Genomic DNA, 12,114 nt, shown 5'->3' on the forward strand with positions numbered 1-12,114 from the left:
CTAAAGGCGCTCGGCGACCCAGCCTTGCACCGACTTCAGCGCCGCCGGGACGCCCGATGCATCGGTGCCGCCGGCCATCGCCATGTCGGCCTTGCCGCCACCCTTGCCGCCGACCTGCTGGGCGACGAAGTTGACCAGCTCGCCGGCCTTCACGCGGCCCATGGTGTCGGCCGTGACGCCGGCCGCGATCTGGACCTTGCCGCCGTCGACCGCCGCCAGCACGATCGCCGCGGTCTTGAGCTTGTCCTTGAGCTTGTCCATCGTGTCGCGCAAGGTCTTGGCGTCGGCGCCGTCGAGCTTGGCCGCCAGCACCTTGACGCCGTTGACGTCGACCGCCTGCGCCAGCAGCTCGTCGCCCTTGGACGAGGCGAGCTTGCCCTTGAGCGAGCCGACCTCGCGCTCAAGCGCCCTCACCTGCTCGAGCACCTGCGCGAGCCGGCCCTGCAGCTCCGAGGCCGGCGTCTTCAGCGTCGCGGCCGCGCTGTGCACGGTGGCCTCGAGCTGCTGCAGGTAGGCCAGCGCGTTGGCGCCGGTCACCGCCTCGATCCGGCGCACGCCGGCGGCCACGCCGCCTTCGCTGGTGATCTTGAAGAGCCCGATGTCGCCGGTGCGCGAAACGTGCGTGCCGCCGCAGAGCTCGCGGCTGCTGCCGATGTCGAGCACCCGCACGGTCTCGCCGTACTTCTCGCCGAACAGCATCATGGCGCCGGTCTTCTGGGCCGACTCCATGTCCATCAGCCGGGCCTGGGTCGCGTGGTTGGCGAGGATCTCGGCATTCACGCGGCGTTCGATCTCGAGGATCTGGCCGGACGTGACGGCGGCGTTGTGCGCGAAGTCGAAGCGCGTCTTGTCGGCGTCGACCAGCGAGCCCTTCTGCTGCACATGCTCGCCCAGCACCTCGCGCAGCGCCTTGTGCATCAGGTGGGTCACGCTGTGGTTGCGCATGGTGGCGGCGCGGCGATCGGTGTCGACCCGGGCCGTGACCGCATCGCCGACCTTCAGCGTGCCCTGGGTCTGGGTGCCGTGGTGGCCGAACACGTCGGCCTTGATCTTCTGCGTGTCTTCGACGCCGAACTGCAGGCCTTCGGCCACCAGCACGCCCTGGTCGCCGACCTGGCCGCCGCTCTCGGCGTAGAACGGCGTGGTGTCGAGCACCACGATGCCCGGCTGGCCTTCGTTCAACTGCGCAACCGGCGCGCCTTCGAAGTACAGCGCGACCACGGTCGCCTTCTCTTCGAGATGCTCGTAGCCCGTGAAGACATTGCCGGCGCCGCCGTATTCGACGGCACGTTCCATCTTGAACTTGCCGGCCGCGCGGCCGGCGGCCTTCTGCTTTTCCATGGCGGCGTTGAAGCCGGCCTCGTCGACCGCCACGTTTCGCTCGCGGCAGACGTCCGCAGACAGGTCGAGCGGGAAGCCATAGGTGTCGTGCAGCTTGAAGGCGACCTCGCCCGGCAGCACCTTGGCACCGTCGGCCAGTGCGGCATCGAGGATTTCCATGCCGTTGGCCAGGGTCTCGAAGAAGCGCTCTTCCTCGGCCTTCAAGGTGGCGGTGATGCGTTGCTCATCGGCGCGCAGCTTGGGATAGGCATCGCCCATCAGCGCCACCAGGTCGGGCACCAATTTGTGGAAGAAGGGTTTCTTCTGGCCCAGCTTGTAGCCGTGGCGGATGGCGCGGCGCACGATCCGGCGCTGCACGTAGCCGCGGCCTTCATTCGACGGAATCACGCCGTCGGCCACCAGGAACGCCGTGGCGCGGATGTGGTCGGCGATGACGCGCAGGCTCTTGTTGCCCAGGTCCTTCTCGCCGGTCTCGCGCGACGCCGCCTTGATGAGCGCGTCGAACAGATCGATCTCGTAGTTGCTGTGCACGTGCTGCAGGATCGCGGCCAGCCGCTCGAGGCCCATGCCGGTGTCGACGCAGGGCGCCGGCAGCGGCTTGACGCTGCCGTCGGGCTGCATGTCGAACTGCATGAACACGTTGTTCCAGATCTCGATGTAGCGGTCGCCGTCTTCGTCGGGGCTGCCCGGCGGGCCGCCGGCGATGCCCGGGCCGTGGTCGTAGAAGATCTCGCTGCACGGGCCGCAGGGGCCGGTGTCGGCCATCATCCAGAAGTTGTCGGACATGTAGCGGCCGCCCTTGTTGTCGCCGATGCGCACCACGCGCTCGGGCGGCAGACCGATTTCCTTGGTCCAGATGTCGTAGGCCTCGTCGTCCTCGATGTAGACGGTGGCCCAGAGCTTCTCGGCGGGCAGCTTGTAGACCTCGGTCAGGAGCTCGTACGCCCACTTGAGCGACTCGCGCTTGAAGTAGTCGCCGAAGCTCCAGTTGCCCAGCATCTCGAAGAAGGTGTGGTGGCGCGCGGTGTAGCCGACGTTCTCGAGGTCGTTGTGCTTGCCGCCGGCGCGCAGGCAGGCCTGGACCGAGGCGGCGCGCACGTAGGGGCGGCGGTCGCTGCCGAGGAACACGTCCTTGAACTGGACCATGCCGGAGTTCGTGAACATCAGGGTCGGGTCGTTGCCCGGCACCAGCGAACTGGAGGGCACGACGGTGTGGCCCTTGGTCGCGAAGAAATCGAGGAACGACTTGCGGATGTCGGCGACGCTGAAGGTGGGCTGGCTCATCTTGGGTTTTCGCTTGTGCAACGGCGGCCGGATGGGGGCAGCCCCTGCTTCGAACCCACCTGACTGCTTGATCTGCTGGAGCCTGCGATTATAGGTTTCGGGCCTGCCCGCCCGCGTCGGCCCCTTCGAGTATCTCGGCGGCACGCCGGAACCGCAGCGTCTGCATCGCCCGCTCGAGGGCGCCGAAGCGCTGCTCGCCGAGATGGGCCCGCAGGGCCGGCGCGAGTTCGTCGAGGCGCGGCAGGGCCGAGGCGCTGCGCGCGCGCAGGGCGTCGATCAGCGCCGCCAGGTCTTCGGGCGGCAGGACGGACACCGCCGGGGCCGGGGCCGGCGGCGCCGCATCCTCCGGCGCCCCCGCCAGCCCCCCTGCCCTCGCCCGCTCCACGCAGCGCCGCACCGTGCGCATCAGCACTTCGGCGTCGAAGGGCTTGCTGACGAAGTCGTTCATGCCGGCCTCGAAGGCCCGCAGGCGTTCGGCCACCAGCGCGCTCGCGGTCAGCGCGATCACCGGCAGCGCGACCAGGCCGAGTTCGCCGCGGATCAGCCGGGTCGCCTCGTTGCCGTCGAGCACCGGCATGTGGACGTCCATCAGCACCACGTCGAAGGCGGCGGGGTCCGCCCGCAGCTTCTCGACCGCTTCGCGGCCGTCCTTCGCCAGGCTGACCTCGGCGCCCGCCCGCACCAGGATGCTCTGGCAGACCAGCAGGTTGACCGGGCTGTCGTCCACCACCAGCACCCGGATGTCCGCCAGGTCGGGCTGCGCGGGCGCCGCCGCCGCCGTGTCGTCGGCGATCTCGAGCGGCAGCACGACCCAGAAGTCGCTGCCCTGGCCCGGCGTGCTCGCGACGCCGATCTCGCCGCCCATCAGTTCGGCCAGCTGCTTGACGATCGACAGCCCCAGCCCGGTGCCCCCGAAGCGGCGCGTGGTGGATGTGTCGGCCTGCGTGAAAGGCGCGAAGATGCGGTCCAGCACCTGCGCCTCGATGCCGATGCCGGTATCGATCACGGCAAAGCGCAGGCGCACCCGCCGGCCCTGCCGCTCCTCCAGCGTCACGCACAGGCGCACCGCGCCCTCGGCCGTGAACTTGACCGCGTTGCTCATCAGGTTGACCAGGATCTGGCGCAGCCGCGTCTGGTCGCCGCGCAACTGCGCCGGCAGGCCGTCCTCGCGCTCCAGCCGCAACGCGATGTCCTTGCCGCCGGCATTGACCGAAGCCATTGACATGACGCCGTCGAGCAGCTCCTGCAGCTTGAAGCCGGATTCGTCGAGCGCCATCTCGCCGGCCTCGATCTTCGAGATGTCGAGGACATCGTTGATCACGCCCAGCAGCGCGCTGCTGGCGGCGTCGATCTTCTGCAGGAAATCGCGCTGCGTGTCGTCCAGCCGGGTCTGCCGCAGCAGGTAGGCCAGGCCGATCACGGCGTTCAGCGGCGAGCGGATCTCGTGGCTCATGTTGGCCAGGAATTCGCTCTTGGCCCGGTTCGCCGACTCGGCCTGCGCGCTGCGTTCCTTGAGCGCCAGGTTCAGCACCTCGAGCTGCTCCTGCGCCCGGCGCATGTCGGTCACGTCCACCGCCACCGAGATGAAGCCCTGCACCACGCCGGCCTCGTCGCGGTCGGGAATGTAATGCAGCCAGTAGTGCGCGATCGATCCGTCGGCCAGGGTGCGCGTGCGCATCACGCGCTGCTCCTCGCCGGCGAGCGCGGCGCGCATGTGGGGCTCGTTGATGCCGAACTGCTCGGGGCCGAGCAGCTCCAGCTGCGTGGTGCCGACCATCTGCTCGGCCGAGCGTCCCAGCCAGCGCTGGTAGGCGCTGTTGGCGAAGGTGCAGCGCATGTCGGTCGTCCAGTAGGCGACGATGCCCGGGATGTTGTCGGTCACGATGCGCATGAAGCGTTCGTTGCTGCGCAGCTTTTCTTCGGCCAGCTTGCGCTCCGAGAGGTCGGAGCCGATCGCGATGAAGCCGACCACCGCGTTGGCATCGTCGCGCAGCGGGCTCACGTTCAGGTGCACCGGCAGGCGGTGGCCGTCCTTGCGCACCCAGGTCCAGTCCCGGGGATGGGCGCCGAATCCGCCCTCGGCATGGGCGAAGACCTCGCCGACGCGCAGCGGCCGGTCGAGCCCGGCGGCAAGTGCCTCGGCGCGGGCACGGACTTCGGCCGGGTCGTGGAACCGGATCATCTCGAAGCGGTCGACCACCTCGGCGGCCGTGTAGCCCAGCAGGGCTTCGGCCGCCGGGTTGAACAGGGTCACCACGCCGTCGACGTCGGTCGCGATGATCGCGCTCGCGGCATCGGCCAGGATGGCGCGCTCGCGCGTCGACAGGGCCACCAGCTGCGCCGTGCGTTCGCTCACCTGCTGCTCGAGGGTCGCGTTGAGCTCGAGGATGCGTGCCTTGGTCGCTTTCTCGTGCGTGATGTCGCGCACGGTCTGAGCGGCGCCGATCACCCCGCCGTCGGCCGATCGGATCGGCGCCGCCGCCACGGAAACCGCCACCGGCATCCCGTCGCGGTGCCGCCGGAACGTCTCGAACGCGGCCACCGATCGACCTTCGGCGACGTGGCGCAGCAACACCTCTTCTTCGTGCTGGTAGTCGGCCGGCATCAGCAGGGCATGGGTCACCCGCCCGATCGCCTCTTCGGCGGAGTAGCCGAAGATCTTCGCCGCGGCGTCGTTCCAGTCGGTGATCCGTCCGTCCAGGCCGCAGCCGATGATGGCGTCGTTGGAGCTGGTCACGATGGCCGCCAGCCGCGAGCGCTGTTCGCTCTCGCGCAGCTTGCGGCGCTCGGTCAGCTGGCCGATGAAGGACAGCAGCGCCACCAGCAGGGCCACCGTCGCGACGATCAGGAACACCGGCCAGGGGCTGCGCAGGTTGAGCTGCTTCAGGAACTGCGGCTTGGCCACCACCTCCACTTTCCAGGTCCGCCCGTAGAGCTCCAGCGCCAGCACGCTCCTGAGCTGGCCGGCCGCGGCCGGCTGCTGGGGCGAGACGAAGAAGAGATCGGGCTCGGCGCCGTCCGTCGCGTCGGCCAGGCTGATCGCGAACTGCCCCCCCTCGAAGTCGAAATCCTTCAGCACCTCGGCGGGCACGACCGGCGTGTAGATCCAGCCGATGGTCTGCTCGGGCGTCCCCCGTGCCGGCAGCGACCGCCGATCGCGCTGCTGGAGCGCGTCGAGCGGCGATTCGATCTCGTAGACCGGCAGCAGCAGCAACACCGAGCGCGGCCCCGGCGAGGACTGCACGAGCGTGATCGGCGCCGTCATCGCGATCTCGCCGGACCGCATCGCGCGCTCGGCGGCCGCGCGGCGTCGCGGCTCGGAAGCGAGGTCGAGCCCGATCGCGGGAACGGCGGAATCGGAGGGCTCGAAGTACTGGATGACAAAGCGCTCGCCCGCGTTGGGTCCGATCTGGTGGATGTGGAAGTCAGGCTTGCCGTCGCGTCGGGCGGCGGCGACGAAGTCCGCCTCCCGGTCGACCGGCACGCGGCGCACGAAGCCGAATCCGCTGGAACCGGGAAACTCGCGCTCGATGTCCTGCGACGCGCTGTACTGCGCAAAGCGAAGCCGCGTGATGCCGGCCTCGCCGCCGGCCGCGATCACCGCACCGCGAGCGCCGCGCAAGCCGTACTCGAAGGCATGCATGCGGGCGGCCACCCGCTCCACCGCGCGCTGCGAGATGGCCTCGAAGCGCGTTTCGGCCAGCGACTTGTTGTAGCTGGCCTGCCAGAAAGCGGCGCCCGCGGCCACGCACAGCCCGACGGCGAGCCACGCCAGCGAGCGCAGCGACTCCCGCAGCGACATGGGTGGCGTCAACCTAGACCCGCAAGAGCCACTTGAGCTTGATCGACAGCCGTTGCGGTGCGGTCCATCCATTGGCCTTGTACATGCGGCGCGAGCGCCAGCGCTCTATGTCTTCGTCGGGCGAACCAGATCCCGCGTTGGCCCGGATGCAGCCGAGCAAGGCATCGGCGTAGTAGCCGATCAGGTGGTCGGGATGAAAATGCTGCTTCCAGGCTTCGTAGGCGCGGGCGCCCATCTCCTCGTGGCGGTCCGAATGCGCCTGGAGGATCGTTTCGAGCGAGCCCAGATCGCGCTCCCTGACGCGCAGCGAGAACGTCTGCCAGTCGGGTCCCGCCGGCTCGACGAACTCGTCGGCAAGGATCACCGGCGCGACGCCCAGCGCCATGCTCTCGAAGATCCGCATCGACGCTGCCGCCCATCCGCCCGGGCACAGCGAGAACTGGCCGGCGCGCAGCAGCTCGACGTAGTGCAGCTTTTCGTCGGCACCGTGGTTGAGCCAGCTTTCGGTCGATTCGATCTTGAAGCGGGTCGACGCGGCATAGAGATCCAGCAGGCGGCCCCTCACCCGCCGGTTGGACTTGGGATTGCCGCGCCAGGTGCCCAGGAAGGCGGCCGGGCCGCGCGAGCTTCCCGCATGCGCGAACACCTGCTCGTTGGGCTGCGAGAGGAACGGCGTCGCCGCGTGCAGCGTTGGATCGAACCGGCTTCGCGGCAGGCAGTTGTAGATGCCGCGCAGCAAACCCGCGGCGGCGTCGTCGCAGTTGACGCTGTAGACCTTGTGGGAGAAGCGGCCGACCACCGGATCGGCGATGAGCTTGTCGATGTAGCGCCACTCCCTGAAGGCCCACGGTTCGCGGATCACCAGGGCATCGGCCAGGGCCGGGTCGTCTTCTTCGACGACGCCCGGGCGGTGCAGCAGCTCGGCCCTGAGGGATTCGATCAGCGAGGTGTCGGGGCTGGCCAGGGGCGTGGAATCCGGATTCAGAAATCGAAGTTTCATGGGCAATGCTACATCGGCGCCGACCGGCTGGAGCGCCTGCCGGTGAAGGGGAAGTCGGGCGGATTCGCGGGTCTCGGTTGACGAGCAAGTCACTCCTATACAAAATTTTTTCACAATTGTGACGACATGTGACAGAGGACAAAGGTGAGGTCAATGGGCACAGCTCCTGACACGCGCACGCGCTCTCGCTCCGTCAGGCCCTGGCTGCTCGCCTGGCTGTTGCTGGCGCCCTTGGCCGTCGTGCTGCTGGTGTCGAAGACCGCGAAGGACTTCCTCGCGTTCTCGTACCTTGGACACGCGCTGGACCCGTCGAGTCCGCTCGCCGTGTTCCGCTGGCTGTGGGGATTCACGTCCCTGCGCTTCGCCTTGGCGCTCCTGGTCGCCATCGTTGTGCAGCGATGGCTTTTCCCGCGCCGTCGCATTCTGATCGTGCCGATGGCGGCGACGTTCATGGTGGCCCTGGCGCTGGCGAGCGTTCTTGCCAAGGGCTCTCAGACACTGATCCAGACCTTGTCAAGTTGGACCACCAGCGCAGCCGAACAGGGCTGGATGGTGATGACATGTACCTGGAACGATGCGATCCTCGTCGCCACGATGGTGCTGGTCGTCGGCGTACTTCTTCATGTGGCGCCTGCGATGGCGCCCGGCTGGCTCGTGTGAACCGTGCAGACGGCCGTTGTCTTTCTTTGTGCGTTGGTGGGAATCGACTATGTCTACCAGCTCGCCATGGGTCAGCCGACGAACACGAGAGTCCTGCTGTTGGCCTCGACCAACATCCAGGACATGGCGCCGCTGGTCAACGCCGAAATCACGGCGTTCAGGGTCATCGCCGTCCTGGCAGCCATCCTCGGGTCCGCGGTCTGGGCCTGGCACATGCGTCGGCTGGCATCCCTGACCCTGCGACGAGGGTGGCATCCGGACGCGTCTTTCTGCGTTTCGGGAATGGTGGCCGCGGCCGTCTTCTTCCCCGCACTGGAAGTCGGATTTCTCGAAGCGGAACGCCACACGGAGGGGACCATCGCCGCACACACCGACGAGCGCCGCTCGGAAGAGAAATGTGGTCATCGTCTTGCTGGAGTCGGTGCGCGCGGTCTCGACCACGGTGCATTCGCCCGGTGTGGCAACCACGCCGTTTTTGAAGCAACTCGCCGACAAGGGCATGCAGGTCGAAGACATGAACTCCGTGATTCCACGGACTGCCGCAGCATGGACGGCGGTGTTGACCGCAAGGCTCATGCAGGGCTATGAGGCGCTTGGCGTCCTGGACGACACAGTGTTCGTGTTCCTCGGCGACCATGGCCAGTTGTTCGGCGAACACGGTCTCAGTCAGCGTTTCAACGCCATCTACCAGGAAGGAATCCACGTCCCGGCGATCCTCTACGCGCCCGGCCTGATCACGCCAAACCGAAGGATCAGCGGCAGCAGACAGCAAATAGACATCCTGCCGACAGTCGTCGAACTGCTCGGCTATCGCATCGAAACCACATCGGGGCCGATCCGCGCGAGAACGCCCTGACCAGAGCGGTGCTGGCCCCGGCGCTACGACCGAATGGAGCGGGTGACGAGAATCGAACTCGCGTATGAAGCTTGGGAAGCTGCCGTTCTGCCATTGAACTACACCCGCATCGGACACGGATTCTAGCGGCTGTCCCGATGGCCATCCGGTGACGATCTTCCCAGCTCGGCCGGCTTTCTTGACGACCGAAGGCATGGTTTGTCGCGCTCGGGGAAGGGCATGGCTTCGCCGTTGGGGTGAGCACGACCCCCACACGCTTGTCGAAGCCGCGCAGCCGTGCCGACTTCTCGACTGGCGATTGACCGTTTGCGCTATGGCGACTCCGCCGTCGAGGGGATACGATGTTTTCACCGTGCGGGAACGCAGTCATGCTCGCAAGAGGCAAGTATTGATGTTCCAGGAAGCGGTGCAAGTCTTCTTTCGCTCGCTGCGCGAGCTGCCAGCAGCGGATCGCTCGCGCGCAAGATTGTGGATTTGGAGTGCAAGGCAATGACATCGAAAACATCCATCCACGAAAGATGACACATGGGCACCAGGCGAAAAATACTATTGGCAGTATCGGCAGGCGCCCTTTTTCTTCTTGTCTTGTTCTCACTATTTGACTATGACAGAACATGGCGACTGTGGAGCATTCCTGCCATGTCGCCGTATTTCGCCGACTTGCGAGTCATTACTCATGGCGCAGATTCCGTACTGCGCGGCCTGGACCCGCTGATCAGCAACCCTGCCGACCCATGGGGAAGGCCGTTAAACTACCCAAGAATATGGCAGGGCCTGTATTCACTTGGAATCAATAGCTCTCATACGCTCTGGCTTGGCCTGGTGATCATTGTTAGCTTTTTGCTGGGAGTGGTTATGGTCTTGCCCAGTGCAAGCAACCTGACGATCTGCCTTGTCATGGGCGCGATCCTGTCTCCGGCAGTGCTTCTTGGGATCGAGCGAGCCAACATCGACTTGTTCATTTTCTTTCTTGTCGCCACGGCCATTATTTCGGTCAGAAAATCAGCCGCTCTGGGAGGCGCGCTGATCGTATTTGCGACCGTTCTGAAGCTCTTTCCGGTTTTTGCGATCTCGCTGCTGTTGAGGATGGACAAGCGTACGTTCTTCAAGCATGCGTCAGTGGTTCTTTTGATCCTGTCCGTCTGGTTCGCGGCCACCTGGACCGATCTTCGATTGATCTCTCATGCGACACCCAGGGGAACCAATCTGAGTTATGGAATGAACGTCGGCTGGATGCGAATCGCGGAAATCAATTACTCTCTCGGTTCATTTTTTCAATTCGTTTACCTTTCATTGGCAATGATCGCAATCGGCCTGGCGTTCTTTTTTGCATGCATCCGTACCCCTGGTCCACACGGGCCGCTTCGGGGTGAGACATCTCTCAGTCTCGACGCCTTTCGGGTCGGGTCTTCGATCTACATCGGCACATTTCTTCTGGGAAATAATTTCGACTACAGGCTGCTATTCCTGATTTTCACCATCCCTCAGCTCGCTTGCTGGCTGGCTTCTCCCATCCCGATCCTGCGGCGGTGTTCACAAATAGCCCTGTGCGTCATGTTTGTTTCGATGTGGGGCCTCCTGATTTCGCGATTCTGGCTTGCGTTGGCCTCCATCTTTTTCGAATCGATTTCCAGGACTCGGCTGCTCCCATGGATCCTTCATGAATTGTCGAGCTGGACTCTCTTCATGGTGCTGGCTTATCTCTTCTTCCTTGTCCTGCCGAAATGGGTCACGGACTTGCTTCTTCATCCAGTACGCATGGGGCGCCGTCCTGACGCGACCCACGACCATGCGCAGCCCTGAGAGGGCGCCCTTGCCGGCGATGGCATCGCGCTGGTCACCATGCGCTGCCTCCATCCTGCGGCGTCGAAGCGCGTGCGAGCAGCCTGAAGCACCCGGCGGGTCGGAGTCATCCTGCGCGCCGAGGATGAGAATCGGAGCCAATTTCGATGTTTCGTTTGCCACTTTGTAATGCAAAAGTGATATAAATGTAGCATCCGGTAACCGACCTTCCCCGCGGATGTCCATCGGCACCGAAAACCCCGTCCAGATCCTTGTCCTGGGAATGAGATGACCAGAGTTCCTGAACTGACCGGCCTTCGCTGCATCGCCGTGATGATGGTGGTGTTCGGACACGCGCGCAACACGGCGCCCGACGGCTATCACGGATGGCTCGCGCCGCTGAACTTCGTCTCGAGCGGAGCGTTGGGCGTCCAGATCTTCTTCGTCCTGAGCGGCTTCCTGATCACCGGCATCCTGGAGGCCGAGTTCAAGAGCAGGAATCGGATCGACCTCTGGCAGTTCTACCTGCGGCGCGCGCTGCGGATCTGGCCGGCCTTCTATGCCTTCATCATCGTGCTGGTCCTGCTGTGCTATGCCGGCCTGATCGACATCGCATGGCAGCAATTCGTCTTTGCCGCCACCTACACCTGGAACTATTCGGAAATGCTGGGGATCGGGCCGGTCAACAACGCCCACCTCGAAGGTGCCTGGTATCTCGGCCATTTCTGGAGCCTCGCGCTCGAGGAGCAGTTCTACTGGTTCTGGCCCCCGCTGCTGATCTTCATCCTGCTGCGCAAGAGTGAGAAGCTGCTTCCCGTGCTCATCCTGGCCATTCCGATCGTCAGAGTGGTGTCCTATTTCCTGGCGCCCGGCCTCCGAGGCCAGCTGGGAATGATGCTGCACACCGGCGTCGACTCGATCCTGATCGGCTGCTACGCCTCGTTGAAGCGAGAACCGATCAAGGCCTTTCTCGATTCGGTCAAGTACCGGAATCTGCTGGTGGGCCTGCTGTTCGTCCTGCTGCTGGCACTGCCCTCGGTGAACCTGGGCAGATACTGGTCGAACACCTATGGAACCACCTTCAACGCCGCCCTCATGGCGCTGATCGTCGTCGCACTGACCCACCTGAAGAATTTCTGGCTGTGCGGGTTGCTGCGCACCCGGGTGTTCGTCTTCGTCGGCACCATTTCGTACAGCCTCTATCTGTGGCAGCAGCTGTTTCTGCACGACGCTTCGCCCGCCACCTGGGGCTTCCCGCTCAACATCGTGCAGGCGTTCGCGGCCGCCACGCTGAGCTACTGGCTGATCGAGACGCCCTTCCTCAAGCTCAAGGACGGACTGCACGCGATGCGACGCTACGCGAAGCCGAGCCGGCGCGATGCGTGAGGG

At 65.3% G+C, this 12,114-nt stretch carries 7 protein-coding genes and 1 tRNA gene; 4 read left to right on the forward strand and 4 right to left on the reverse strand.

The genetic code is table 11. The features are described 5' to 3' along the window. From alaS to QTI68_RS16065, 3 genes are all read right to left on the reverse strand, one after another. Entirely contained in the window at window positions 1-2,625 is a 2,625-nt protein-coding gene (gene alaS, locus QTI68_RS16055) for an alanine--tRNA ligase (protein WP_286522635.1), read from the reverse strand. 88 nt (window positions 2,626-2,713) lie between these two features. After that, entirely contained in the window at window positions 2,714-6,427 is a 3,714-nt protein-coding gene (locus tag QTI68_RS16060; protein WP_286522637.1) for a CHASE domain-containing hybrid sensor histidine kinase/response regulator, read from the reverse strand. Between the two features lie 13 nt (window positions 6,428-6,440). Further along, a complete protein-coding gene (locus tag QTI68_RS16065) occupies window positions 6,441-7,427 on the reverse strand; it encodes an exostosin domain-containing protein (protein WP_286522638.1) in 987 nt (328 codons plus the stop codon). Window positions 7,428-7,580: 153 nt separating this feature from the next. On the opposite strand from QTI68_RS16065, the gene QTI68_RS16070 reads away from it, so the two are divergent. Next, window positions 7,581-8,087, forward strand: a complete 507-nt coding sequence (locus tag QTI68_RS16070; RefSeq protein ID WP_286522640.1) for a hypothetical protein — start codon at window positions 7,581-7,583, stop codon at window positions 8,085-8,087. A 397-nt stretch (window positions 8,088-8,484) separates the two neighbouring features. Then, window positions 8,485-8,943, forward strand: a complete 459-nt coding sequence (locus tag QTI68_RS16075; RefSeq protein ID WP_286522642.1) for a sulfatase-like hydrolase/transferase — start codon at window positions 8,485-8,487, stop codon at window positions 8,941-8,943. 34 nt (window positions 8,944-8,977) lie between these two features. On the opposite strand, the gene QTI68_RS16080 is transcribed toward QTI68_RS16075, so the two are convergent. Next, window positions 8,978-9,051, reverse strand: a tRNA-Gly gene (locus QTI68_RS16080). A 417-nt stretch (window positions 9,052-9,468) separates the two neighbouring features. On the opposite strand from QTI68_RS16080, the gene QTI68_RS16085 reads away from it, so the two are divergent. Together QTI68_RS16085 and QTI68_RS16090 are read left to right on the forward strand one after the other, a co-directional pair. After that, complete coding sequence (locus tag QTI68_RS16085; protein ID WP_286522644.1) at window positions 9,469-10,746, forward strand: hypothetical protein; 1,278 nt, start codon at window positions 9,469-9,471, stop codon at window positions 10,744-10,746. 267 nt (window positions 10,747-11,013) lie between these two features. After that, window positions 11,014-12,111 (forward strand): acyltransferase family protein, encoded by a 1,098-nt coding sequence (locus QTI68_RS16090; protein ID WP_286522646.1) that lies wholly within the window; start codon window positions 11,014-11,016, stop codon window positions 12,109-12,111. Window positions 12,112-12,114 lie beyond the last annotated feature (3 nt).

Origin of the sequence: Variovorax sp. J31P207, assembly GCF_030316965.1 — a bacterium.
Taxonomy (GTDB): domain Bacteria; phylum Pseudomonadota; class Gammaproteobacteria; order Burkholderiales; family Burkholderiaceae_C; genus Variovorax; species Variovorax ginsengisoli_B.